This window comes from Methylobacterium sp. D53M (assembly GCF_053345625.1).
The window spans coordinates 1-24,531 of the sequence record NZ_JBKFAL010000027.1 but is presented as its reverse complement, the minus strand read 5'-3'; the positions used below and the strand labels follow the sequence as shown (position 1 = coordinate 24,531).

The window sequence follows — 24,531 nt, the reverse complement described above, 5'->3', positions numbered from 1 at the left end:
CTGCGCGGGCTTCTCCGCCCCGCCGCCGCTTTGGCCCTCGGTGTGTCAAACGGGTGATAGACACCGCTAATCCGTGCTGCAACGTGACAGAAACGTTCCCGGGCCGATGGACCTATTTCTGCCGCGACCGTGACCGATTTCCCGCATCAAGCCTTACGCGAGCTTGAAAGACGACAATGAAGCGCCTGACGACCTTGGCCTCGATCGCCGGTCTGTGCACGGTCGTCGGCCTGTTCATGTCCTCCGGCCTGGAGGATGTGTCGGCCGCCGTCGTGAGCGCCGGCTGGGGCGCCGCCCTGGTGGTGCTCGCGCGCTTCGTGGCCGTCGCCTGGGCGGGGCTCGGCTGGTACGTCGTGTTCCCCGCCGGCGCGACCAAGCTCGCCGACTGCATCTCGCTCCGCTTCGTCCGCGAGGGCATCAACACGCTGCTGCCCGTCGCCACCGTCGGCGGTGACTTCGTCGGCGCCCGCCTCCTGTCGAAGCGCAACGTTCCGGGCGCGCTCGCGGGCGCCAGCATGTTCGTCGACCTGATGACCCAGGCGCTGACGCAGCTCCTGTTCACGGTGGCCGGCCTCGCCCTGCTGGTCCTGATCTCCGGTGACGGACCGATCGCCCACACGGTCGAGGGCGGGCTGGCCCTGGCGGTCCCGGCGCTCGGCGCCTTCTACCTGATCCAGCGCAAGGCCGGTCATCGCCTGATCCAGGCGCTGCTCAGCCGCTTCGCCTCCGGGCGCGAGTGGCGGGCCTTCGGCGCCATCGACCAGCTCTACGACAGCCTGCGCCGGCTCTACGGCAACCACGGTCGCTTCGCGTTGGCCCTGGTGGTCCACCTCGCCGGCTGGGTGATCGGCACGCTCGAGGTCTATGTCTGCCTGCGGTTCATGGGCTACCCGATCGACTTCGCGCAGGCGCTCATGATCGAGAGCCTCGCCCAGGCCGTGCGCGGCGCGGCCTTCGCGGTGCCCGGCGCCCTGGGCGCGCAGGAGGGCGGACTGATCGCCCTGTGCGGCCTGTTCAATATCCCGGCCGAGGCGGCGCTCGCCCTGTCGCTGGTCAAGCGCTTCGCCGATCTCGGCGTCGGGCTCCCGAGCCTCCTGCTCTGGCACCGGATCGAGTCCAGGCTCCGGTCCGAGACGCCCGAGGAAGAGGAGCGCGAGCCTGAGCCGGAGGCCGGGCGCAAGGCCAAGAGGGTCGCGCAGCCCGCCACCCTCGGCCCGTTCTACAGCTACGCTCCGCCGCGCATGGGGGCGCGGCTCGGCGACGGCGAGGAGTTGAAGAAGTGCGCCTGACCCGCCGGCTCGCGGCCGCCCTCATCGCCGCACCCCTGGCCCTGACCCTGCTCGTCCCGGCCCCGTCATGGGCCGCGGACGATCCGGCCGTTCAGACCGTGCGCGACCTCTACGCCGCCTTCTCGGCCGCGCTGAAGGACGGGCCCGGCCCCCTGCCGGCCCGGGTCGAGGCCGTCGGCCCGGCGCTCGACAAGGCGTTCGACTTCCCCGCCATGACCCGCGTCGCGGTGGGCTCGAAATGGTCGAGCTTCACCCCGGAGCAGCAGGCGGCGGTGATCGACGCCTTCAAGCGCAGCCTGACCGTGACCTACGCCAACCGCCTGGCCCGCGCCGCCGGCGGCAAATTCGACGTGACCCCGAAGGTCGAGGAGCGGGGCGCCCAGCGCGTGGTGCCGACCCGCGTCACCGCCGCGGACGGCGACGATTCCGCCGTGGACTTCGTCGTCAACGCCGACAACCGCATCCAGGACGTCTTGCTCAACGGCGACGTCAGCGAGATCGCCGCGCAGCGGAACGCCCTGTCGGCGCCGCTGAAGTCCGGGGGCGCCGACGGCGTCGTGAAGTTCCTCCGGGCGCGGGCCGACGGCATGCTCGCGGCCAAGCCGACGCCCTGAGCGGCGCCGGCGCCTGCGCCGACCTGAACCGGCCGTTCGCGGCCATCGCCGCCTCGGCGGCCGGACGATCGCATGGATCCGACCGGATGGATGTCTCCTCCCTGGCGCTGCTCGGCCTCTCGTGGCTCTCGCTGCTCTGCCTGATCCTGGCGGCGGCGGGCTGCGTCTACGGGCTGGCCGCCGCCATCTGCGCGGGCCGCTACGCGGGCCGCCGCCCGCCGGTGCTGCCCGCCGGCGCGACGCGGCCCTCCGTGACCGTGCTGAAGCCGCTCTGCGGCCTCGAGCCCAATCTCTACGCGAATCTCGAGACCGTGCTGCGCCAGGACTACGCCGGGCCGGTCCAGGTCCTGTTCGGCGTCCAGAAGCCCACCGATCCCGCGATCGGCGTGGTCGAGCGCCTGCAGCAGGCCTATCCCGAGGCCCGCATCGACCTCGTGATCGACGGCCGGCAGCACGGGTCGAACCGCAAGGTCTCGAACCTGATCAACATGGCCGAGGCCATCGCCCACGACGTGGTGGTGCTGGCCGACAGCGACATGGTGGTGGGGCCCGACTACCTCGAGCGCCTCGTCGCGGAGCTGTCCCAGGACGGCGTCACCGGCGTCACCTGCCTGTACCACGGAGTCCCGGCCTTCCGGGGCCTGTACGACCAGCTCTCGACGCTCGCGATCGACACCCACTTCCTGCCCAACGTCGTGATGGGCCTGAGCCTCGGTCTGGCGAAGCCCTGCTTCGGCTCCACCGTGGCCTTCACCCGGGCGAGCCTGGAGGCGGTCGGCGGCTTCCGCACCTTCCGCAACGATCTGGCGGACGATTACGCCATCGGCGCCGCCCTGCGCGGCCTCGGCGGCCGCGTGGTGATCCCGAGCTTCACGATCGGCCACACCAGCGTCGACACCGATCTCTCCGGCCTGTGGCGGCACGAGCTGCGCTGGAACCGGACGATCCGCACCGTCGACCCGGCGGGCTACGCCGGCTCGATCGTCACCCACGCCTTCCCGCTCGCCCTGCTGGGCGCGCTCCTGCCCGGCGCCGGCACCGGCGCCCTCTGGGTCGCCGCCGCGGCGCTGGCGAGCCGCGTGCTGCTCTGCCGGCAGCTGGAGCGGGCCTTCGGCCTCGCCCCGCACCCCTACGGACTGTTGCCGATCCGCGACATCCTCTCCTTCCTGAACTTCTCCTGGGCCTTCGTGTCGGGGGCGGTGACATGGAAAGGTCACGATTATCACGTGGTTGCGGATGGCACCCTGATCCCGGACGCCGAACTCGGCCGCGATGCCGGCGCGCCGCTCCGCTGAACCCGGCTCCCTCGTCCTCCGCCCCTCCCCCGGCATTGCCCTGAGGCCTTGAACCCCATGCGCACGCTCTTCCTCCAGGCCCCCACCTTCGACGGTTTCGACGGCGGTGCCGGCTCCCGTTACCAGGCCAAGCGCGAGATCAAGTCGTTCTGGTACCCGACTTGGCTGGCCCAGCCGGCCGCCCTGGTGCCGAACTCGAAGCTGATCGACGCGCCGCCGCACAACATCAAGCTCGCCGAGATCGTGGCCCAGGCCAACGACTTCGACCTCGTCGTGCTCCACACCTCGGTGCCGTCGTTCAAGTCCGACGTGAAGACGATCGAGGCGCTCAAGGCCGCCAACCCGAAGCTCATCGCCGGCCTGATCGGCGCCAAGGTCGCGGTCGACGCCGCCGGCGCGATGGCCCAGGCCCCGGTGGTCGATTTCTGCGCCCGCAACGAGTTCGACTTCACCGTCAAGGAGGTCGCCGACGGCGTCCCGATGTCGGAGATCAAGGGGCTGTCCTATCGCGACGCCAACGGTGTCGTGGTCCACAACGAGGACCGCGAGATCATGACCGACATGGACCAGCTGCCCTTCGTCACCAGCGTCTACAAGCGCGACCTGGAGATGGAGAAGTACTTCATCGGTTACCTGAAGCACCCCTACATCTCGTTCTACTCGGGCCGGGGCTGCAAGAGCCGCTGCACCTTCTGCCTCTGGCCGCAGACGGTCGGCGGCCACACCTACCGCACCCGCTCGGTCGCCCACGTGATCGAGGAGATCAAGTACTGCCTGAAGGAGTTCCCGCAGACCAAGGAGTTCTTCTTCGACGACGACACCTTCACCGATAACCTGCCGCGCGCGGAGGAGATCGCCCGCGAGCTCGGCAAGCTCGGCGTCACGTGGTCGTGCAACGCCAAGGCGAACGTGCCGCGCGAGACCCTGAAGGTGCTCAAGGAGAACGGCCTGCGCTTGCTGCTGGTCGGCTACGAGTCCGGCAACCAGCAGATCCTGCACAACATCAAGAAGGGCATGCGGGTCGAGGTCGCCGAGAAGTTCACCAAGGATTGCCACGACCTCGGCATCGCCATCCACGGCACCTTCATCCTCGGCCTGCCGGGCGAGACGAAGGAGACGATCCAGGAGACGATCAACTTCGCCAAGCGGATCAACCCGCACACGATCCAGGTCTCGCTGGCGGCGCCCTACCCGGGCACCTTCCTGTACAAGCAGGCGGTGGAGAACGGCTGGCTCGACATCGAGAACGCCGAGCTCGTCGACGAGAACGGCGTGCAGGTCGCGCCGCTGCACTACCCGCACCTCTCCCACACCGAGATCTTCACCTCGGTCGAGGAGTTCTACAAGAAGTTCTACTTCCGGGCGCCGAAGATCGCCTCGATCGTCAGCGAGATGGTGCGCTCGCCCGACATGATGAAGCGCCGCCTTCGCGAGGGCGTCGAGTTCTACCGCTTCCTCAAGGAGCGTCAGGGTACCGCCAAGGCGGCCTGAAGTCAGGGGTCCGGGGCCTGCGGCCCCGGCGGGGAGCGCGGGGCAGAGCCCCGCCCCTCTTCCAGGGCTCCGCCCTGGACCCGCGAGAGGGCGAGCCCTCTCGACACCCGTTACGAGGTTACCGTGAAGCGTCTGGTCGTCACCGCGGATGATTTCGGGCTGAGCCCCGAGGTCAACGAGGCCGTCGAGCAGGCCCATCGCGACGGGATCCTCACGGCGGCGAGCCTGATGGTCTCGGCGCCGGCCGCCGCCGACGCCGTGGCGCGGGCCCGGCGGATGCCGTCCCTGCGGGTCGGGCTGCACCTCGTCCTCGTGGAGGCGTGGCCGACCCTGCCGGCGGAACAGCTTCCCGACCTGACGGACGAGGCCGGCCTGATGCGGGCCGACATGGCCCGCCTCGGCCTCGACTTCGCCCGCAGGCCGGCGGCCCGGCGCCAGCTCGCCGCCGAGATCCGCGCGCAGTTCGAGGCCTACCGGGCCACCGGCCTGCCGCTGGACCACGTCAACGCCCACAAGCACTTCCACGTCCACCCGCTGATCGCCGGGGCGGTGCTGCGCGTCGGCCGCGACTTCGGGATGCGCGCCCTGCGGGTGCCGCGGGAGCCGCGCGAGATCCTGCGCCGCGCCGAGCCCGGCGCGCGGCCGCGAGCCGCCCTCGACATCGCGCCCTGGGCGGCGCTGCTCGCCGTCCGCGCCCGGCAGGCCGGGCTGCTGATCCCCGACCGCACCCTCGGCCTCGCGTGGTCCGGCGCCATGACGCCCGCCCGTGTCGCGGCCCTGCTGGCCGAACTTCCGGACGGCCTGACCGAGCTCTACACCCATCCGGCCACCGCCGGCGGCTTCCCCGGCGAGGCGCCGGGCTACCGCTACGCCGACGAGCGCGACGCCCTGACCGCTCCCGCATCCCGGTCGGCCGCCGACGCGTCGGGCGCCGTCCGCGGCGGGTTCTCCGACTTCCTCGGTTGACCCAGGTCGTTATCTGACTTTAGTCAGACAACATGGAGCCTGCCGAGATCGCCCGCGTCCGCCGCTTCGCCCGCGCGGTCACCGCCGAGGTCGGCGCGCTCGATTCCTCGTTCCTCGGCCGCGGCCGTCCCCTGGGCGCGGCGCGGGTCCTGAACGCCGTCGGGGCCGGGCGCGCGGAGATCGGCGAGATCCGCGCCTATCTCGGTCTCGATTCCGGCCTGATGAGCCGTCTCCTGCGGAGCCTGGAGGAGGAGGGGCTGGTGGCGACCGCGCCGCATCCCGCGGATGCCCGCCGCCGGGTCGCCTCCCTGACCGAGGCCGGGCGGCGCGAGTTCGCGGCCTACGAGGCGCTGTCGGATGCCCGCGCCGTCGCCCTTCTGGAGCGCGCACCGCAGGTGGACGCGCTGTTGCACGCCATGGACCGGGTCGCCCTGGCCCTCGGACGCGACGCCATCGCGATCCGGGAGGCCGACCCGACCGACGCGGGCGCCCGCGCCTGCCTCGCCGCCTACTACGCCGAGCTCGCGACCCGGTTTGCCGGCGGGTTCGACATCGCCCGGTCGTGCGACCCGGAGGCCGCCGCCATGGTGCGGCCGCGCGGCGTGTTCCTGCTCGCGTGCGCCGACGGGCTGCCGGTCGGATGCGTCGGGCTCAAGGGGGGCGGCGGCGCGGTGGCGGAGATCAAGCGGCTCTGGGTCGATCCCGCGGCCCGCGGGCTGGGCCTCGCCAGGCGGCTGATGCGGGAGGCCGAGGCCGCCGCCCGCGACCTCGGGATCCGGACGCTGCGGCTCGACACCAACAGCGCCCTCCCCGAGGCCCTTACGCTCTACCGGCGGTCGGGCTGGGTGGAGATCGACCGCTTCAACGACGATCCCTATCCGGACCACTTCTTCGAGAAGGCCCTCTGAGGCTCTCCGAAGCGCCGGCCGCAACCGGCCGGCGCTGCTCGGCTTCTACTTGGCGGGCACCGGATCCTGGTGCGGGGCGGACTTGCGCAGGGCCGCACCGGCCGCCTTCTCGGCTTCCGGACGATCCTCGTCGGGCTGCTCCGGCGGCTCGCCGAGGGTTGCCGGAACCACGAAGAACGCCGCCACCAGGGTGAAGAACAGCGACAGCGCCAGCAGCTTGCCCATGCTGGCCGTGCCCGGATGGCTCGACAGGACCAGCGACCCGAAGGCGCTGCCCGTGGTCAGCGCCGAGAAGAAGATCGCCCGGGTGAGGCTGGAGGCGAGCATGTCGGTCACGCCCGCCCGCCACGCGATCACGTAGTAGATGTGGAACGCCACGCCGACCGCGAGCATCAGCGGCAGGGCGATGATGTTGGCGAAGTTCAGCGGCATGCCGACGATGCGCATCGCCATCAGCGTCCAGAGCGTCGCGATCACCAGCGGGCCGAGGGTCATCGCCACGTCCCACGGCTTGCGCAGGGCGACCGAGAGGATGACGAAGATCAGCACGAAGGCCGTCACCGCCGCCTGCACGAAGGCGCCCAGGATCGTGTAGCTCGACTGCGTGGTGGCCACCGGCGCGCCGGTCGCGTGCGGGGCGACCTTCAGGACCTCGTCCGAGAACCGGCGGAGCACGGTGTCGTCGTTCGAGTCGCCCTTCGGGTGAACCTCGATGCGCGCCCGTCCGTCCGCCGCCACCCAGTCGGCCTTCAGCTGCGGCGGCAGGTTGTCCAGCGTGATCTTCTCGGGATGCAGCAGGTCGCGCAGGCGGGCGAGCAGCGGCACCAGATCCTTGGTGAGCGCCACCGAGGCCGCCTCGCGCAGCTGGACCGGGCCGGCGGCGAGCTTGTCCAGGGTGCCGGCGAGCTGCTTGGCCTCCTGGGCGCCCTTCGCGTCGCCCTTGGCGTCGGCCGAGAGGCCGTTGAGCGCCGCGGCGGCGTCCTTGAGCGCCTTGACGTTGTCGGCGTCGGTCGGCGGCGGCGGCCGGCGGCCGGGATTGAGCACCGGATCGAGCAGCTGGGCCGTGTCGGCGATCTGGGCCAGCTTCTTGTCCTGATCCCGCGGCACGAAGGTGTCGATGCTGTTGACCGAGGCGGTGACCGGCAGGGCCAGGAGCGTCTTCGACAGCGACGGGACCTCCGCGACGCTGGGCGCCAGCACGTCGATGAAATTCGGGCTGGTCTCGGGATTCTTGATCAGGTCCAGATAGGTCGCGATGGACTGCGTCTTGGCGCTGCGCAGGTGCATCGGGTTCGAGTCGAACGGCAGGTGCCAGAGCAGCGGCGCGCCGGCCAGGGTCACGAGGCCGACGCCGATCAGGATCGGCTTGCGGTGCCGGATGATCCAGGGGTCGACGCCGACGAGCCAGTCGGTCTGGACCGCGGCCTTCTCGCCCACCGGCTTGAACACCGCGATCAGGGCCGGCAGCAGGATCAGCGAGAACAGGAAGGCCACGATCATGCCGACGCCGGCGATCAGGCCCAGCTCCGACACGCCGCGGAAGGCCGTGGGCAGGAAGGCGAAGAAGCCCGCCACCAGCGACACCGCGGCGAGCGTCAGCGACCAGCCGACGCCCCGGGCGGCGGCGCGGATCGCGCTCTCCAGCGTCGGCTGCTCGTAGCGGTCGGCCCGGTAGCGCACCGAGAACTGGATGCCGAAATCGATGCCGAGCCCGACGAACAGGGCCGCGAAGGCCACCGAGATCGGGTTCAGCTCCGTGACCATGATGAGGCCCAGGGCGGCCGTGACCACGAGGCCCGCGAAGGTGGTGATGATCACCGCGCCGACGAGCTTGCCCGAGCGCAGGGCCAGCCACAGGAACAGCACGATCGCGCCGACGATGATGCTGTTGTTGAGGCCGGCATCCTCCGACAGCGTCGCGAACTCCTCGTCCGCCACCGCCACCGTGCCGGTCAGGCGCATCCGCAAGCCGTTCTGGGCGTCGATCCCGAGATCCTTGGCGACGTTGCGGATCAGCTTGGTCGCCTGGTAACCGGGCTCCAGGGCGTTGAAGTCGAGGACCGGCTGGATCACCACGAACTTCATCTTGTCGGTGACGCTGGTCTCACCCCCCGACAGGAGTTCCTGCCAGGACATCCGCGCCCGCTGACCCGCCAGCACCTTCTGCAGGGTGGCGTCGATCTGCCCCATGGGCTTCTCGAGGTCCTCGATCTTGGCGTCGCCGGTCTTCACGCCGCGCGCGCCCAGCGTCAGCACCCGCATGATGCCCCGCAGCGACGGGTCGGCGGCGAGCGGGCCGAGCAGACCCTGCTGCTGGGTCAGCGCCTCCAGGGTCTTGTCGAGGTCCGCCTGCGACATCAGCAGCAGGCCGTTCTTGTTGAAGAACGGGCCGCCGTCGGGCCGGTAGACCGTCTCGATCAGGTTCTTGTGCGCCGTGAGCGCCTTGGCGAGGTTGGCGGCCGCCTCCTCGGTCTCCTCCGGCGTCTCGCCGTTGATGACCGCGACGATGGTGTTGCTGCGCTGCGGGAACGCCTTCTCGAAATTGATCTCGTCCTGCCGCCACGGCTCCTTCGGGTCGATCAGCCGCTCAACGTCGGTGTTGATTCGGAACAGGTGCGCCGCGACTCCGAGGCTCGCGACCGTGAGGAACGCCGTGAAGGCGATCACGATCCACCGATACCGCACCGAGAACGCGACGAGACTTTCGATCACGAGCACCCTGCCTGTTCGCATCGGACGCGCCCCCTGCGCGACCGGCTCCTGCCATCTGTCCGGTCCGAACCCGGGCCACCGACACGGGCGGGCTCAGGGCTCCGCCGCGCGACGCTCCGCGATTCGGCCGGGTGCGCATCGGGTTCGAGGAACGCCACACCGCCCGATCCGAGCGCGCCGCGCGCGCCCGGCACCCGACTGATTGCGCCCGATGCGGTCCGCGGTCGGGACACCCGCCGCGGGCCGGGACTTGCATCGCGGCCACGAGGCTCAGTAAAGAGGGCGATGCCAGATTGCAACGCGGCCGCCGTGGCGCGCATCCCGCGCCCGCCCGTGTGCGCTAGCGCACGGCGTTTCTGGCGCGGCCACCCGAATCGTGGGATTCCGGTCGTATTGCCGACGCAATGCACGTGCTGTCCTCAGCGATCGGGCGCGTCCGCCCACCGGCTCCGCACGCGCGGTCCATGTGGCGCCGTTGCGTCAGGCACGGAATAAGATGTCATCGCCCCGCCGAAACGGGGTCATTTCAGATTAGTTCCAAGCTAGATGGCTGGAATTCGAGATTTTTTCGCGTTAAGCACCCCGATGTCCCGGGGCCGACGAAGTAAGGAGCCGCAATCTTGGGTATCCCCCTCCGGTACGTCGCGAAGATCGGCGGCTACATCCTGAAGCAGCACCTCACGGGCCGCAAGCGTTACCCGCTTGTGATGATGATGGAGCCGCTGTTCCGCTGTAACCTGGCCTGCGCCGGCTGCGGCAAGATCGACTACCCGGACGAGATCCTGAACAAGCGCCTCCCGGTCGCCGACGCGCTCGAATCGGTGCGCGAGTGCGGCGCCCCGGTCGTGGTGATCGCCGGCGGCGAGCCGCTCCTCCACAAGGACCTGCCGCAGATCGTCGAGGGCATCATCGCCCAGAAGAAGTTTGCGATCGTCTGCACGAACGCGCTGCTCCTCGAGAAGAAGATCAAGGAGTACAAGCCGAGCCCGTACTTCACGTGGTCGATCCATCTGGACGGCGACAAGGAGATGCACGACCAGTCGGTGTGCCAGCGCGGCGTCTACGACAAGGCCGTGGCGGCGATCGCGAAGGCCAAGGAGATGGGCTTCCGGGTCACCATCAACTGCACCTTCTTCAACAATTCCCAGCCGGAGAAGATCGCCGACTTCTTCGACAGCGTGACCCGGATGGGCATCGACGGCATCACCGTCTCCCCCGGCTACGCCTACGAGCGCGCCCCCGACCAGAAGCACTTCCTGAACCGCAAGGCGACGAAGGACCTGTTCCGCGGCGTGTTCCGGCACGGCAAGGAGAAGGGCCGCGAGAAGTGGACCTTCCAGCAGTCGGGCCTGTTCCTCGACTTCCTGGCCGGCAACCAGACCTACCACTGCACCCCGTGGGGCAACCCGACCCGCACCGTGTTCGGCTGGCAGAAGCCCTGCTACCTGCTCGGCGAGGGCTACGCGGCGACCTTCAAGGAGCTGATGGAGACCACCGACTGGGACGCCTACGGCACCGGCAACTACGAGAAGTGCGCCGACTGCATGGTCCACTCGGGCTACGAGGCCTCCTCGGTGGTCGATTCGGTCCGTAAGCCCTGGAAGCCGCTGGTGCACGCGATCCGCGGCATCAAGACCGAGGGCGAGATGGCCCCCGAGGTCAGCCTGGAGAACCAGCGCCCGGCCGAGTTCGTGTTCTCGCGCAACGTCGCGCAGAAGCTGTCCGAGATCAAAGCGGCCGGCGTCGACACGAAGCAGGAAGCCCGCAAGCGCACCGCCGCCTGACCGGCGCGCGCGACTGACGACACGAGACCCGCGGCCGCGAGGCCGCGGGTCTCTTCGTGTCCGGACCCCGCGGCGCCTCAGCCGAGCCGCGGCACGTGCGGGGCGCAGTCGCGCGGCAGGGTCCCGTCGAGCCGCGGATCGGGCGCGACCTCGACGTGGATCGCGAAAGGAACGAAGCCGGAGCGCCGGTAGAAGGCGAGCGCGCCGGGATGGTCCAGCGTGCAGGTATGCACCCAGAACCGCGCGATCGGGCGCGCCCAGGCCCGGCCGATCGCCGCGTTCATCAGCGTGCGGCCGATCCCGGTACCGACCGCGTCCCCGGTCAGTCCGAGGAAGACCAGCTCGCAGGTGCCGGGCCGGCGGAAATCCAGTTCCAGCATGCCGACGTTCCGCCCGTCCCGCCGCAGCGCGAGGATCTCGACATCGCGGTCGGCCAGGATCGCCGCCAGCGCTTCGTCGGCCAGGGTGAGGCGCGAGAACCAGAGCCAGTCGGCGCCCACCGCCCGGAACAGGCTCCGGTAGGTCTCCGGGTCGGTGCGTTCCAGGGGCTCGAGGGCGAGCCCGGGCGGGAACGGCCGTCCGGGACGCGGGGGCGGCGGGCGCAGCATCTCCAGGCTGGTGACGATCGTGGCGAGATGGCCGGGCGGCACCGTCGCGTAGCCCGGTGTGAGGGTCGGGATTCCCGTCTCCGGCAGCATCGATATCCTCCGCGGTCGCCTCGGCGCGGCCCGGTCACGCGGAAAGCGGGCGCCGCCGCGCGACCAGCCACGGCAGCACGCAGGCTGCCGACACCGCGATCGCGGCGGCGTAGGCCGCGACCGGGTCGATCCGCCCGAGCAGCAGGTGCACGCAGACATAGAAGGCCAGCACGCCGAACGCGCCCTGGGCGCTGCCGCGCACCACCTCCAGGGCGGCGCCGACGCCGTCCTGCGCCCGGGCGAAGACGATGAGCGGCCAGGAGATGATCGGGATCGGCGCCAGGACGCCGCTCAGGCCGGAGCCGAGATGCGGCGCCAGCCCCGAGACCATCAGGACCAGGGCGGTGGCGGCCGCGAGCCGGGCCGGCATGTCCCAGCGCGGCGGGCGCGCCCGGCGGGCCGGCGATTCGGTCCCCGCGGCCGGCCGGCACAGGGCGACCACCAGGGCCATCGCCGGCAGGTCGATCGCCGTGGCGAGCCACAGGCCGGGCTGGATCACCCCGTGCAGCAGCGCGCCGCCGAGGACGAAGCCCGCGAGGGCGAGCAGCGCGGCCGCGAGGCCCCCCGTCCGCGGCGCGGCGACGGCGTAGACGAGGTAGCTGACGGTGACCGCGCCGAGCCCCTCCACCGAGCCGATCGCCGCGTCGGCGGCGAAGCGCTCGCCCTGCTCGGCGGCGAGGTAGATCGAGATCGGCGCCGAGGTCAGCGGGAGGCCCGAGAGCAGGCCGCCGACGAGGCTGCCCCACCGGCGCGCGGCCGCCGACACGGCCCACATCAGGGTCGGCGTGACGACGATCTTGGCGGCGATCAGACTCATGGCGACCGGCGGGTCCCGGGGCCTCAGGCCGCCTGGGGCGGCCCGTCATCCTCCGGGTCGGCGGGCGAGTTGAGGATGTCCTCGAGCTCGTCGACCAGCCGGTCGACCTGGTCCTCGGTGGCGAGCACCTTCAGAACTTCCCCGGTCTCCGTCTCGACGGCCAGCTCGATATGCGGCCCGACCCGGGCCGTCAGGATCCGGGCCAGGATCTTGATTGCGCTCATGCGAGTGCCTCCTCCGCGGCGATGAGGCCGACCGCCACCGCCGGTCCACAGGTCGAGATGCCGTCGCGCGCGCCGCCGATCCGGTCCGCCAGCAGCGTCACGAGCGGTGTCGAGGGCCGGCCGAGACGCTCGACGAGGCGGGCGCCCACGAAGGCGCCGGCGCCGCACAGGACGAGGGGCGCGTCCGCGCCGAGATCGGGCCGGCTGAGGATCTCCGCCGCCGCGTCGTGCAGCAGGCGCAGCTGCGCCTCGGCGAAATGGGCGGCGAGCGCCGTCCAGGCCGCTCCGGGCGCCTCCGCCCGGTCCCGCCCGACGATCCGGGCGAGCCGGGTCTCGCTCTCGGCGACCGTCTTGCCCTTGCGGTCGCCGCTCGGCTGCTGGTCGGCGCCCTCGGGGAGCTGGCCGAGGATGCGGTAGACGTCCGCCATGTGGGCGAAGGTCTCGGTCATCAGCCGGGTCCGGCGGCCCGCGAAGGGGGCGTGGTCGGACAGGGCGATCACCGGCGTACGCACCGCGCCGGTATAGACGAGCTCGCCGGTCTCCAGCCGCTCGGCGTCGCTGTAGCCGGTCGCGGCCGGCCGCCCGCCCACAACGGGAATCAGGTCGGCGGTGGTCGAGCCGATATCGACCAGCAGCGCGTCCGGGACGTGCCGGCCGGCGAGCGCCGCGGTGGCGTGCCAGTTGGCCGAAGCCACGTCCGCCGACAGGGACGCGGCCGCCTCGGGGGCGACGAGGCCGGAGCGGCCGGCGTAGATGCGCACAGTCCCGGCGAGGTGCGACCCGGCCCATCCGGCGAGCGCCGCGACGCCGTCGCGCCGGTCGGCGAAGCAGTCGGTCAGCTCGCCCGTCATGGTCACGGCGTGCAGGGCCGCGCCGCGGGCCCAGTCGGGGGCGGCCTCCAGCGCCCGGTCGAGGGCCGGCAGGCCCTGCCAGAGCGGGCACGGCACCTGGGCGGCGGCCGCGACCCGGCCGTCCTCGACCAGGGCGACCTTGACGTGGACCCCGCCGAGGTCCCACCCGATGGTCGTTGGGTTTGATGAGCGCATGGGACCGCGATGAGCGCCTCGATGGACCACAGGATCGGGCGCCCCGGCTTCGCGGTGATCCCGGTGCTCGATCTCCGGGGCGGCCGCGTGGTGCGGGCGCGCCGGGGCGAGCGCTCCTCCTATGCCCCGATCGAGACGCCCTTGGCAAAGGGCTCGGCGCCGGACGCGGTGGCCCGCGGGCTGGTCGACGCGTGGCCCGCCGCGATCCTCTACGTCGCCGATCTCGACGCGATCATCGACCGCGCCGCGCCCGATCTCCGCGCCCTGGAGGCGATCGCCCGCGCCTGCCCGGGGATCGCCCTGTGGGTCGATGCCGGCTTCGCCGAGCCGGAGGGCGTCGCGGCGTTCCTGGAGGCCGGGCTCGGGCGACCGGTGATCGGCAGCGAGAGCCAGGCGGATGCCGACCTCGTGACGCGGCTCGGCGACCGGGCGGTGTTCTCCCTCGACACGCGCGGCGCGGAGCGGCTCGGCCCGGCAGCCCTCCACGACGATCCGGCGCTCTGGCCGCCGGAGGTGATCGCCATGACGCTGGCGCAGGTCGGCGCCGGGGCCGGCCCGGACCTCGCGGCCCTGGGAGCCCTGCGCGCGCGGGCGCCGGATCGCCGCCTCTACGCGGCGGGCGGCGTGCGCGGCCCGGACGACCTGCGGGCGCTCCGGGCGGCCGGGATCGCCGGGGCGCTGGTCGCCTCGGCCCTCCACGACGGCACCCTGTCCCGGGCGACGGCGCCCGACCTCGCCTGACGCTTCCGGCCCGGGCCCGCGGCTGCTAAACCGCGCGACAGAGAGATCACCGACACGAGCCGTCAGACGATGGAAAAGTTCACCACCCTGGAGGGCGTCGCGGCGCCCCTGCGGACGATCAACGTCGATACCGACCGGATCATCCCGGCGAAGTACCTGAAGACGATCCGGCGGACCGGCCTCGGCAAGAGCCTGTTCGCCGAGATGCGCTACCGCGAGGACGGCTCCGAGAATCCGGACTTCATCCTCAACCAGCCCGCCTACCGGAACAGCAAGATCCTGGTGTGCGGGGATAATTTCGGCTGCGGCTCGTCCCGGGAGCACGCGCCCTGGGCGCTGGCCGATTTCGGCATCCGCTGCGTGATCTCCACGAGCTTCGCCGACATCTTCTTCAACAACTGCGCGAAGAACGGCATCCTGGCGATCGTCGTGTCGCCCGAGGATCTGGAGAAGCTCTTCGAGGACGCCGAGCGCGGCGCGAACGCCACCCTGACGGTCGACCTGGCGGCGCAGACGATCCGGGGACCGGACGGCGGCACCCTGCATTTCGACGTCGACGAGGGCCGCAAGCACAACCTACTGAACGGACTCGACGAGATCGGGCTGACGCTGGAGCGCGTCTCCTCCATCGACGCCTACGAGCAGAAGCTCGCCCAGCGCGAGTGGGCCTGAGCGACCGGACCCGCGTCCCGACGGCGGTCGCGTCGCGCTGAGGCGACCGCCGGTCCGAGTCCAGGGCCCGCCTTATCCGAGCCGCATGGACAGTTCCACGTCCTCGGCGAACGGCACCGACAGGTAGCCGCGGCTCGGCGCGCGCACGCGCTGCAGGTAGTCCGGGCTGTGGTCCGCGTTGTCGGCGACCACCAGGGCCCCCGGTCCGAGGCGACTCTCCACGAGGCTCAGAACCTCCGGATAGAGCCCCTTCGCCCCGTCGAGGAGCAGCATGTCGACCGAGTCGGGCAGGTCGAGGCCGAGGGTCTGGAGGGCGTCGCCCTCGCGGAACTCGACGAGGTCCGCCAGCCCGGCCTCCATCAGGTTCGCCCGCGCCCGCACCACCTTGGACGGCTCGAACTCGCAGGTGATCAGCCGGCCGCCGCCGTTGTCGCGCAGGGCCGCGACGAGGTGCAGGGTCGAGAGACCGAAGGACGTGCCGAACTCGACGATCGTCCGCGCCCGGCGGGTTCGCGCGAGCATGTAGAGCAGCCGGCCGGTCTCCCGCGAGACCGCGAGGGGCATATCCTTGAGCCGGCTGTAGAAGTCCCGGTAGCCGGTGCGGCTGCCCATGAGGCGCGCCCGCTCGTCCGCCGAGAGATCGCCGATGGCGCTCAAGGGTGAGGAGGCCTCCGCCTGCGCGAAGAGACTGTCCAACAGCGACGCGATACGCGGTTCGGCGAGTGTGGATGCTGAGAGTGACATGGCGCGTTGCTTTCCGTCTTGCGCGTTCAACTGAACACGACGCAGAGTACCGGCGCCCCCTGCCCGCGCCTATTCGCGTTCCGAGCCCCGCCCCATGCCCGACCGGCCAAGTCTCGGAATATCCAGGCGAAAGCAGCCCCGGCAGGCGCGCTCCAGCGACCTCGTCGCGGCCGTTCTGGAGGCCGCCGCTCAGGTTCTGGCGGAGGTCGGCGCGGCGCGCTTCACGACGGCGCGGGTCGCCGAGCGCGCCGGCGTCAGCATCGGCTCGCTCTACCAGTACTTCCCCAACAAGGCGGCGATCCTGTTCCAGCTCCAGAGCGACGAGTGGCGGGACACGAGCGCCCTCCTCGCCGGCATCCTGACGGATCCCACTTGCGCGCCCGGCGAGCGCCTGCGCGCCGCCGTCCACGCCTTCGTGCGCTCGGAATGCGCGGAGGCCGCGATGCGCCGGGCCCTCGACGCGGCCGCCCCGGCCTATCGCGACGCGCCCGAGGCCGCGGAGCCGCAGCTGGCCGGCTCGCAGGCGTTCCGCGACTTCCTGCGCGCGGCACTTCCCGCGGCGCCCGAGACGGACCTGGCGGTCGCGGGCGAGATCATCGCGATGACGCTCGGCGAGGTCGGCGAGCGCATCTCGGAGATGGTCCGGACCGAGGCGGCCATGGCGACCTTCGCGGACGCCCTGGCCGACATGCTCTGCGCCTATCTGGACCGCCTGGGCAGCCGAGACCGGGCCGGCACGCCGTCCTGAAGACGAGCCCCGGACCCGGCGAACCGGACATGGCCCTATCCCGGTCGGCTCAGCCGGACTCGCCGGTGAACGCCTCGAAGGCGCGGGCGGTGTAGACCAGGGCGGCGCCGGCGTTCAGTGCCACCGCCACGCCCAGCGCCTCCACGACCTCCTCCTTGCTCGCGCCGGCCTTGCGGGCGGCGTCGGAATGCACCGCGATACAGCCGTCGCACCGGGTCGTGACCGCGACCGCGAGGGCGATCAACTCGCGGGTCTTCGCGTCCAGCTTGCGCTCGGTCGGGGCCGCCGCGGCGAGCTGGTCGTGGGCCTTGAGGAGGTCCGGGCTCACCGCACCGATGCGCCCGAGCGTGCTGACGAGCTCGGCGCCGTACTGATTCCAGTCCTTCATCATGCGTCCCGTCTCCCTGTTCGTTGACCCGCCCGGCGATGCGCCAGTACGGTGCCAACCTACCGGTTGGTAGGCCGCAGGGTCAAGACGAGGCGGGTTTCCTCACCGTTCGTTAACCCACATGTCGCCTGAATCCGCGCCCAGACTCCGTTCCGCATCGTGAGGATCGTCAGCATGCCGAAGCACCCGACGGGACCGAGGACCGCGCGCGCGCTCGGGCTGCTCGCCGGCATCGCGGTCCTGCCCCTGGCGAGCCTGCCGGCGCGGGCCGATTTCGGCAGCTGCCTCGCCGGCATCCAGTCGCAGGCGGCGGCGGCGGGCGTCTCGGCGCAGACCTTCCGGGCCGCCACGAGCGGCATCGGCTACGACGACAAGGTGATCGAGCTGTCCCAGGCGCAGCCCGAGTTCAAGACGCCGATCTGGGACTACATGGCGGCGCTCGTCGACGACGAGCGGGTCGAGGACGGGCGCGCGGCCATGCGCCAGAACGCGGCGGCGCTCGCCCAGGCCGAGTCGCGCTACGGGGTCGACCGCTACACGATCGCGGCGGTCTGGGGCGTCGAGTCGAATTTCGGCAAGAACCTCGGCAAGATGCCGCTGGTGCAGTCGCTGGCGACGCTCGCCTGCTCGAACAACCGCCGTCGGGACTTCTTCCGCGGCGAGCTGATCGCCACCCTGCGGATCATCGAGCGCGGCGACATCGCGCCGGAGCGGCTGACCGGCTCCTGGGCGGGCGCCTTCGGCCAGACCCAGTTCATGCCGACGACCTATCAGCGACTCGCCGTGGACGGCGACGGCGACGGCCGGCGCGACGTGGTCGACTCCGTGGCCGACGCCGTCGCCTCCACCGCCAACTTCCTACGCGTCGCCAAGTGGCAGAACGGTCAGGTGTGGGGCTACGAGGTGAAGCTGCCCCGCGGCTTCAACGTCGGCGCCGCCGGGCGCAAGAACAAGAAGCCGGTCGCCCACTGGGCGTCGCTCGGCGTCACCCGCGCGGACGGGCGCCCGCTCTCGGGCGAGGGCCCGGCCGGGATCCTGGCGCCCGCCGGCATCGACGGACCGGCCTTCCTGGTGACCCGGAACTTCGACGCGATCTACTCGTACAACGCCGCCGAATCCTACGGCCTCGCCATCGCGGTCCTGTCCGACCGGCTGCGCGGCCGGCCCGGCGTCCAGGCCGCCTGGCCGACCGACGACCCGCCCCTGTCGCGGGCCGAGCGCCGCGACCTCCAGACCCGGCTGGCCGCCCGCGGCTACGACGTCGGCGAGCCGGACGGCAAGGTCGGCCAGAAGACGCGCGACGCCATCAAGGACGTCGAGCGCCGGCTCGGCATGACGCCCACGGGCCGCGCCGGCGGCAAGGTTCTGGAGGCCCTGCGCGGCGGATGAGCCGGCGGCTGATCACGTCGGGGTCCCCGTTCGAGCGGGATTACGGCTACTCCCGGGCGGTGGTCGACGGCGACACCGTCTACCTCTCCGGGACGACCGGCTACGACTACGCCACGATGACGATGCCCGACGGCGCCGCCGCGCAGGCCGAGGCCTGCTGGCGCACGATCCGTTCGGTCCTCGCCGAGGCCGGAGCCGGCCTCGCCGGCGTCCTGCGCGCCACCTACTACGTCACCGACCGGGACGATGCCGAGGCCGCGCTGGCCGTCTGCGGGCGGGTGCTGGCAGACGTCCGGCCCGCCGCCACGATCGTGGTCGTGGCGGGCCTCCTGCGCCCCGAGATGCGCGTCGAGATCGAGGTGACCGCGCGGATCGGCTAGACGCCTGTCCCGCTCCCGATCGCGCCGTCTCCGCGCCGTTCCGCCGGGCCGCGGCGCCACTCCGATCCGCCGATGACGTCATCCCCATCGTGCCCGAGCTCTGCGTGCAAGGGAGCGATTCGATCCCGGTCATTCGGCCTTGTCGGGCGTCCCCTCGCACCGCGGGCACGATCTCAGGTTCTGCTCGCCGACTGACGGCCCGCTCCTGCCGCCGGCGCAGCCCGCGTCGCGAGTGACCGCTTCCTCGCCCGCCCTGCGCGCCTGAACTGCGTGTCTTTCAGATCTCGATCCAGATCTGCGAGATTACGTTGACATGCGGGCTCAGATTTATCAGGCCACACCGCAGCATCGACGAGTTTGTCGATCTCGCGGAACGTATTATGATTAGACAATTTTTGAGTAAAAATCTATCACGTCGGATGATGACGCGGACTGCCTTGATAGGTCTGCTTACAGCGTTCATCGGCGTCATCGGACTGCGCATGTATTACCAAGAGATGCTGTCGGGGCGGCTGCAGTCCCTGCGCACGGTCACGGAGTTGTTCACCACCTATGCGCAAAGTCTCGAGAGCCGGGTCAGGAGCGGCGCCCTGTCCCGTGAGGCGGCCCGGGCGGAGCTGGCCGAGACCGCCATGGCCATGCGATTCGATAACGGCACCAACTACGTCGCCATCTACGCGATGGACGGCACGGTCCTGGCGGTCCCCGACCGACGTCTCGTCGGCAGCAACCAGCTGGAGACCCGGGTCAACGGCGTTCGCGCGGCCGGAACGCTGATCGAACGGCTGAAGACCTCCGACACGGCGACGCTGAGCTATCTCTACCCCCGGCCGGGGCACGAAGGCCTGTCTCCGAAGACGACGCTCGCCGTCAGGTTCGAGCCCTGGGACATCATGATCGCGGCCGGGACCTACACCGACGACATCAGGGCCGCCTTCCAGGCGCTCGCCCTCGTGGCGACCGGCCTTCTGCTCGGGGTCGGCGCGCTCGGGGTGATCGGCTCCGTCCTGATCGGGCGCGGCATCACGCGCCCGCTCGACCGCCTCGGTCGCCGGATGCAGGCGCTCGCCCGGGGCGACGGCGCGGAGCCGATACCGGGACTCGAGCGGACGGACGAGATCGGTCAGATGGCCCGGACCGTCGAAGTGTTCCGGCAGGCGCTGGTCGCCAAGGCCGAGACGGACCGGGCGGTCGCGCGCGAAGCTGAGGCCAAGGTCCGGCATGCGCAGACCCTCGACGCGCTCACCCGGGCGTTCGAGGCCCGGGCCGGGGCGCTGATGACGGGCGTCTCCGCGGCCGCCACGGAGATGCAGGCGACCGCCGAGGCGATGGCGCGGACGGCGTCGCGCACGAGTGCCCGGGCGACGCGCGTCGCCGGCGCCGCGCAGGAGACCGCCGGGAGCGTGCAGAGCGTCGCCGCGGCCACCGAGGAGATGGCGATCACCATCCAGGAGATCTCCGGACGGATGGCGCAATCCTCGGCCAAGACCGCGCGGGCGGCGACCGAGGCGCGGCGCACGGACGCCCTCGTGGGCGATCTCGCCGACGGGGCCGAGCGGATCGGAGCCGTCGCCAGCATGATCGCGGGCATCGCCCGTCAGACCAACCTCCTCGCCCTCAACGCCACGATCGAGGCGGCGCGGGCCGGCGAGGCGGGCCGGGGCTTCGCCATCGTGGCGGGGGAGGTCAAGGCGCTGGCCGAGCAGACCGCGGCCGCGACCGAGGAGATCGCTGCGCGGATCGGCGCGGTCCAGGCCTCGACCCGGCAGGCCGTGGAGACGATCCACGGGATCGGCCGCAGTGTGGGCGAGGTCAGCACGCTCGCCGCGTCCGTCGCGGCCGCGATCGAGCAGCAGGGCGCGACCACCGAGGAGATCGTGCGCAGCGTCGCGCGCGCGGCGGCCGGCACGGAGGCCGTCACCGGCAACATCGCCGAGGTCTCGCAGGGCGCCGAGGCGACGGGCGAGGCGGCCGAGCAGGTCCTCGGCGCCGCGATCGACCTGTCGCGCAGGTCCGATCAGCTCTCCGCCGAGATCCACCGGCTTCTTGACGGGATCCGGGCTGCCTGAGGAGCGCTATCGGCCGACTGGGCGGACCTGTCGGCCACGAAAAAACCGGCCCGGCTGAGCCGGACCGGTCTGAAACGGGGCGATCGCTCCGGCCTGCGGAGCGAATCGGACAGCTTACTCGGCGGCAGCCGGCGCCTGGGCCGGGGTGTCCTTGGCCTTGTAACGGTCGGTGCGCTCGACGATGCGGGCCGACTTACCGCGCCGGTCGCGCAGGTAGTAAAGCTTGGCGCGGCGCACCTTGCCGCGGCGGGCCACCTTGATCGAGTCGATCATCGGCGAATGGACCGGGAAGACGCGCTCCACGCCCTCACCGTAGGAGATCTTGCGGACCGTGAAGCTCTCGTTGAGGCCGCCGCCCGAGCGGGCGATGCAGACGCCCTCGTAGGCCTGGACGCGGGTGCGCTCGCCTTCCTTCACGCGGACGTTGACGATGAGCGTATCGCCCGGCTCGAAATCCGGGATGGTCTTGGCGAGGCGCGCGACTTCCTCGCGCTCCAGCTGCTCGATGATGTTCATGGCATAGCTCCGGCCGTCGCGCCGTTCCGCCCCTCATGGGCGATCGGCGCCAGGATTTCGGCGATCCTGTTGTGAGTTGGGCGGCTCTCTACAGGATCGGCGCCGGCTTGTCGATTGGGTTGCCGCCGCGATCGGTCCGCGGTGCTGCCGATGGTCGGTCGATACCGGATCGGGGTCCGCCGCTCGCCGCCTGTCCGGGAGAGCGCCGGGTCCGCGTCTTGCGCCTGCTCCTACATCGGACGCCGCGCGCGGCGCCCCTTTCCGGGAGGCGCCCCGGCCTCGCGTCAGCGGCGCTCCCCGGATGCGGATCGTACTTCGGGCAGCACGCAGGCAGAGAGGAAGGCGGCGAGATCGTCCGTGATGTGGTCGATATGCGGCTCGCGCACCGCCTCCTGCTCGAAGGCCTCGCGGTAGGGATCGGTGACCTTCGGCACCACCAGCACGGTCGCCATGCCGAGGTCGTGCGGCACCGCGAGGTTGCGGGCGATGTCCTCGAACAGGGCGGCGCGGGTCGGTTCGACGGCGTGCTTCTCCAGGAACCGCTCGTAGGTCGTGCGCTCCGGCTTCGGCACGAAGTCGGCGGCGGCGATGTCGAACACGTCCTCGAAATGGTCGAGGATGCCGAGCTTGGCGGCAACGTTCTCGGCGTGCCGGCGCGACCCGTTGGTCAGGATCAGCTTGCGCCCGGGCAGCCGCTCGATCGCGTCGCCGAGGCTCTTGTCGAGCTTGATCGACGAATGGTCGATGTCGTGCGCGAAATCGAGGAAGTCGTGGGGATCGACCCGCGACTCGACCATCAGCGCCGACAGCGTCGTTCCGTAGCGGTGGTAGAAGTACTTCTGCAGGGCTCGGGCCGAGATCCCGTCGAGCCCGTAGAGCTGCATCACGTACAGGGTGATGCGCTCGTCGACCTTCGGCCAGACCGCCGCGTCGCTCGGGTAGAGCGTGTTGTCGAGGTCGAACACCCAGGTGTCGACATCGGCGAAGCCGCGCGCCGCGGGCGTGGTGAACTGGGCCTTGTCGGGGTGGTGCACCGGAACCCCTCAGGTTGCTGTTGCCCCGGAATCTGGACTGGAACGGTCAAGCTCGCAAGTTCGGTGCTTGCCGGTACCTTGCCCGGGCCTTGCTGGGCCGGCCCCTCCGGGGCGGGCGGGGTACGACAATGCGCCGGGCGCGCGGAGGTTGCGCCCGCGCGCCGCGCCGGGATCCGGCACGGTGCGCGGGCGGTCCGGATCTCAGCCGCGACGGATCAGGGTGCCGGCGCCGTAATCGGTGAACAGCTCGAGCAGTACGGCGTGGTTGACCTTGCCGTCGAGGATGACGACCGCCTCGACGCCGCGCTCGATCGCGTACATGCAGGTCTCGATCTTCGGGATCATCCCGCCCGTGATGGTGCCGTCGGCGATCAGGCGCCGGCAATCCTCCACGGTGAGTTCCGGGATCAGCTTCTTGTCCTTGTCGAGGACGCCCGGCACGTCGGTGAGCAGCAGCAGGCGCTTGGCCCGGAGCGCCCCGGCGATCGCCCCCGCGAAGGTGTCGGCGTTCACGTTGTAGGTCTGCCCGTCCGCCCCGTAGGCGACCGGCGCCAGGACCGGGATCAGCTCGGCCTTGAGCACCGCGTCGAGGACGCCGCGCTCGACGTGGTCCGGCTCGCCGACGAGGCCCAGATCGACGGTTTGCTCCACGCGGCTCTCGGGATCGACGACGGTCTTCATCGCCCGCTTGGCCCGGACCATGTTGCCGTCCTTGCCGCACAGGCCGACCGCCCGGCCGCCCTCGGCCGAGATCCAGCCGACGATCTGCTTATTGATCAGGCCCGCCAGGACCATCTCGACCACCTCGACGGTGGCCTCGTCGGTGACGCGCAGGCCGCCGCGGAACTCGGACTGGATGCCGAGCCGGTCGAGCATCTTGCCGATCTGCGGCCCGCCGCCGTGCACGACGATCGGCTTCAGGCCGGACTGCTCCAGCAGGACGATGTCCTCGGCGAAGTCCTCGGCCGCGGCCCGGTCGCCCATGGCGTGGCCGCCGTACTTGATGACGACGATCTCCTGGTCGTAGCGCTGCATGTGGGGCAGCGCCTGGGCCAGGACCTCGGCACGCACGTGCACGTTGGGCAATTCGGTCATCGCGGTCCTTCACCGATCCTTGGGTCGGGTCCTCGGGGGCGGATCCGGGCCTCCCCGTCGGGCGGGGGCGCTTCTACAGGAAGCCGCCCGCGCTGCGAAGCCGCCCCCCGCGCGCCGTCGCGGAGGCGCGCAGCGCGGATCGGCGGCCGATGCGGGGCGCTCCGGGACCCGCTGTCAAACTACAGTCATCCTTCGCGGGTGTTGCATTCCCGTGACAGACTGGAGCAGATCCAGGCTGGCCCGGGTTGCATCCTCACGCGGCCCGGATCATGTTGCATCGCAGCAAGCCGAGGGCGAGCTGCCGGGAGGGCCCGATGCGGATTGCGATGATTGGGGCCGGATATGTCGGCCTGGTCTCCGGCGCCTGCCTGGCCGATTTCGGCCACACGGTCGTGTGCATCGACCGGGATCCCGACAAGATCGCCAGCCTGAACGCCGGCCGCATGCCGATCTACGAGCCGGGCCTCGACGTCCTGGTCGCCGAGAACGTCCGCCAGGGCCGGCTCGCCTTCCGCGCGACCATGCGGGACGCCGTGGCCGAGGCGGACGCGGTCTTCATCGCGGTGGGCACGCCCTCCCGCCGCGGCGACGGCTTCGCCGACCTGAGCTACGTGTTCGATGCCGCCCGGGAGATCGCCGGGTCCCTGTCCGGCTTCACCGTGGTTGTGACCAAGTCGACCGTGCCGGTGGGCACGGGCGACGAGGTCGAGCGCATCATCCGCGAGACCAACCCCGAGGCGCGGTTCGCGGTCGCCTCGAATCCCGAGTTCCTCCGCGAGGGCGCGGCCATCGCCGACTTCAAGCGCCCCGACCGCATCGTCGTCGGCGCCGAGGAGGCCCGGGCCGAGGCTGTGATGCGCGAGGTCTACCGGCCGCTCTACCTCAACCAGGCGCCGATCATGGTCACCTCG

24 protein-coding genes are annotated in these 24,531 nt (G+C 71.3%); 14 read left to right on the top strand and 10 right to left on the bottom strand.

Annotation, left to right across the window (positions count from 1 at the left end; translation table 11 throughout):
- Positions 1 to 176 precede the first annotated feature (176 nt).
- From ACLBYG_RS26365 to ACLBYG_RS26340, 6 genes are all read left to right on the top strand, one after another.
- Complete coding sequence (locus ACLBYG_RS26365) at positions 177 to 1,289, top strand: flippase-like domain-containing protein (protein ID WP_091980928.1); 1,113 nt, start codon at positions 177 to 179, stop codon at positions 1,287 to 1,289.
- Positions 1,280 to 1,903: an MlaC/ttg2D family ABC transporter substrate-binding protein gene (locus tag ACLBYG_RS26360; RefSeq protein ID WP_132366808.1), complete on the top strand. Its 624-nt coding sequence runs from the start codon at positions 1,280 to 1,282 to the stop codon at positions 1,901 to 1,903. The genes ACLBYG_RS26365 and ACLBYG_RS26360 overlap by 10 nt, the downstream gene beginning before the upstream one ends.
- Before the next feature lie 86 nt (positions 1,904 to 1,989).
- Positions 1,990 to 3,198, top strand: coding sequence for a bacteriohopanetetrol glucosamine biosynthesis glycosyltransferase HpnI (hpnI, locus tag ACLBYG_RS26355; RefSeq protein ID WP_447683430.1), 1,209 nt, complete (start codon positions 1,990 to 1,992; stop codon positions 3,196 to 3,198).
- Positions 3,199 to 3,255: 57 nt separating this feature from the next.
- On the top strand, positions 3,256 to 4,689 hold the full coding sequence (hpnJ, locus tag ACLBYG_RS26350; protein WP_020095304.1) for a hopanoid biosynthesis associated radical SAM protein HpnJ: 1,434 nt from the start codon (positions 3,256 to 3,258) through the stop codon (positions 4,687 to 4,689).
- 123 nt (positions 4,690 to 4,812) lie between these two features.
- Entirely contained in the window at positions 4,813 to 5,655 is an 843-nt protein-coding gene (gene hpnK, locus ACLBYG_RS26345) for a hopanoid biosynthesis-associated protein HpnK (protein ID WP_091683193.1), read from the top strand.
- A gap of 32 nt (positions 5,656 to 5,687) precedes the next feature.
- Positions 5,688 to 6,563 (top strand): bifunctional helix-turn-helix transcriptional regulator/GNAT family N-acetyltransferase, encoded by an 876-nt coding sequence (locus ACLBYG_RS26340; protein ID WP_447683429.1) that lies wholly within the window; start codon positions 5,688 to 5,690, stop codon positions 6,561 to 6,563.
- 45 nt (positions 6,564 to 6,608) lie between these two features.
- Here the strand turns inward: ACLBYG_RS26340 and ACLBYG_RS26335 are convergent, their stop codons facing one another.
- Positions 6,609 to 9,275: an MMPL family transporter gene (locus tag ACLBYG_RS26335; protein WP_447683456.1), complete on the bottom strand. Its 2,667-nt coding sequence runs from the start codon at positions 9,273 to 9,275 to the stop codon at positions 6,609 to 6,611.
- Positions 9,276 to 9,895: 620 nt separating this feature from the next.
- On the opposite strand from ACLBYG_RS26335, the gene hpnH reads away from it, so the two are divergent.
- Complete coding sequence (hpnH, locus tag ACLBYG_RS26330; RefSeq protein WP_020095300.1) at positions 9,896 to 11,059, top strand: adenosyl-hopene transferase HpnH; 1,164 nt, start codon at positions 9,896 to 9,898, stop codon at positions 11,057 to 11,059.
- A gap of 77 nt (positions 11,060 to 11,136) precedes the next feature.
- On the opposite strand, the gene ACLBYG_RS26325 is transcribed toward hpnH, so the two are convergent.
- Genes ACLBYG_RS26325 through ACLBYG_RS26310 form a run of 4 tightly spaced genes read right to left on the bottom strand, consistent with a single transcriptional unit; the run spans position 11,137 to position 13,844 of the window.
- Positions 11,137 to 11,757: a GNAT family N-acetyltransferase gene (locus ACLBYG_RS26325; RefSeq protein ID WP_091928211.1), complete on the bottom strand. Its 621-nt coding sequence runs from the start codon at positions 11,755 to 11,757 to the stop codon at positions 11,137 to 11,139.
- Positions 11,758 to 11,791: 34 nt separating this feature from the next.
- Positions 11,792 to 12,574, bottom strand: a complete 783-nt coding sequence (locus ACLBYG_RS26320; RefSeq protein WP_103986056.1) for a hypothetical protein — start codon at positions 12,572 to 12,574, stop codon at positions 11,792 to 11,794.
- Positions 12,575 to 12,597: 23 nt separating this feature from the next.
- Positions 12,598 to 12,798 carry a hypothetical protein gene (locus ACLBYG_RS26315; RefSeq protein WP_012317969.1) on the bottom strand — a complete coding sequence of 67 codons (201 nt, stop codon included), beginning with the start codon at positions 12,796 to 12,798 and terminating at the stop codon, positions 12,598 to 12,600.
- On the bottom strand, positions 12,795 to 13,844 hold the full coding sequence (locus ACLBYG_RS26310) for a hydantoinase/oxoprolinase family protein (RefSeq protein WP_447683428.1): 1,050 nt from the start codon (positions 13,842 to 13,844) through the stop codon (positions 12,795 to 12,797). Before ACLBYG_RS26310 ends, ACLBYG_RS26315 begins: the two co-directional genes overlap by 4 nt.
- Before the next feature lie 9 nt (positions 13,845 to 13,853).
- Between ACLBYG_RS26310 and ACLBYG_RS26305 the strand changes: the two genes are divergently transcribed.
- Both ACLBYG_RS26305 and leuD read left to right on the top strand, forming a co-directional pair.
- Positions 13,854 to 14,585 (top strand): HisA/HisF-related TIM barrel protein, encoded by a 732-nt coding sequence (locus tag ACLBYG_RS26305; protein WP_091928214.1) that lies wholly within the window; start codon positions 13,854 to 13,856, stop codon positions 14,583 to 14,585.
- Positions 14,586 to 14,654: 69 nt separating this feature from the next.
- Complete coding sequence (leuD, locus tag ACLBYG_RS26300) at positions 14,655 to 15,257, top strand: 3-isopropylmalate dehydratase small subunit (protein WP_020095295.1); 603 nt, start codon at positions 14,655 to 14,657, stop codon at positions 15,255 to 15,257.
- A 72-nt stretch (positions 15,258 to 15,329) separates the two neighbouring features.
- On the opposite strand, the gene ACLBYG_RS26295 is transcribed toward leuD, so the two are convergent.
- A complete protein-coding gene (locus tag ACLBYG_RS26295) occupies positions 15,330 to 16,001 on the bottom strand; it encodes an O-methyltransferase (RefSeq protein WP_447683427.1) in 672 nt (223 codons plus the stop codon).
- 94 nt (positions 16,002 to 16,095) lie between these two features.
- On the opposite strand from ACLBYG_RS26295, the gene ACLBYG_RS26290 reads away from it, so the two are divergent.
- The gene (locus ACLBYG_RS26290) at positions 16,096 to 16,749 is read left to right on the top strand and encodes a TetR family transcriptional regulator (RefSeq protein ID WP_447683426.1); all 654 of its coding nucleotides are present in this window, start codon (positions 16,096 to 16,098) and stop codon (positions 16,747 to 16,749) included.
- 49 nt (positions 16,750 to 16,798) lie between these two features.
- Here ACLBYG_RS26290 and ACLBYG_RS26285 read toward each other — a convergent pair whose 3' ends face one another.
- Positions 16,799 to 17,140 carry a carboxymuconolactone decarboxylase family protein gene (locus tag ACLBYG_RS26285; RefSeq protein WP_020095292.1) on the bottom strand — a complete coding sequence of 114 codons (342 nt, stop codon included), beginning with the start codon at positions 17,138 to 17,140 and terminating at the stop codon, positions 16,799 to 16,801.
- A gap of 171 nt (positions 17,141 to 17,311) precedes the next feature.
- Here ACLBYG_RS26285 and ACLBYG_RS26280 point away from each other — a divergent pair, with 171 nt between their 5' ends.
- The 3 genes from ACLBYG_RS26280 (at position 17,312) to ACLBYG_RS26270 (ending at position 20,975) form a co-directional block, all read left to right on the top strand.
- Positions 17,312 to 18,526: a lytic murein transglycosylase gene (locus ACLBYG_RS26280; protein WP_447683425.1), complete on the top strand. Its 1,215-nt coding sequence runs from the start codon at positions 17,312 to 17,314 to the stop codon at positions 18,524 to 18,526.
- On the top strand, positions 18,523 to 18,906 hold the full coding sequence (locus tag ACLBYG_RS26275) for a RidA family protein (protein WP_447683424.1): 384 nt from the start codon (positions 18,523 to 18,525) through the stop codon (positions 18,904 to 18,906). Before ACLBYG_RS26280 ends, ACLBYG_RS26275 begins: the two co-directional genes overlap by 4 nt.
- 482 nt (positions 18,907 to 19,388) lie before the next feature.
- On the top strand, positions 19,389 to 20,975 hold the full coding sequence (locus ACLBYG_RS26270; RefSeq protein ID WP_447683423.1) for a methyl-accepting chemotaxis protein: 1,587 nt from the start codon (positions 19,389 to 19,391) through the stop codon (positions 20,973 to 20,975).
- A gap of 114 nt (positions 20,976 to 21,089) precedes the next feature.
- Here the strand turns inward: ACLBYG_RS26270 and rplS are convergent, their stop codons facing one another.
- The 3 genes from rplS to argB all read right to left on the bottom strand — a co-directional run bounded on the left by rplS (position 21,090) and on the right by argB (position 23,620).
- The gene (gene rplS / locus ACLBYG_RS26265; protein ID WP_091683176.1) at positions 21,090 to 21,491 is read right to left on the bottom strand and encodes a 50S ribosomal protein L19; all 402 of its coding nucleotides are present in this window, start codon (positions 21,489 to 21,491) and stop codon (positions 21,090 to 21,092) included.
- A 284-nt stretch (positions 21,492 to 21,775) separates the two neighbouring features.
- The gene (locus ACLBYG_RS26260; protein WP_042672461.1) at positions 21,776 to 22,525 is read right to left on the bottom strand and encodes a pyrimidine 5'-nucleotidase; all 750 of its coding nucleotides are present in this window, start codon (positions 22,523 to 22,525) and stop codon (positions 21,776 to 21,778) included.
- Positions 22,526 to 22,726: 201 nt separating this feature from the next.
- Positions 22,727 to 23,620: an acetylglutamate kinase gene (argB, locus tag ACLBYG_RS26255; protein ID WP_020095286.1), complete on the bottom strand. Its 894-nt coding sequence runs from the start codon at positions 23,618 to 23,620 to the stop codon at positions 22,727 to 22,729.
- 314 nt (positions 23,621 to 23,934) lie between these two features.
- Between argB and ACLBYG_RS26250 the strand changes: the two genes are divergently transcribed.
- Positions 23,935 to 24,531, top strand: a 597-nt coding sequence (locus ACLBYG_RS26250) for a nucleotide sugar dehydrogenase (protein WP_447683422.1), incomplete at its 3' end; no start/stop codon positions are given.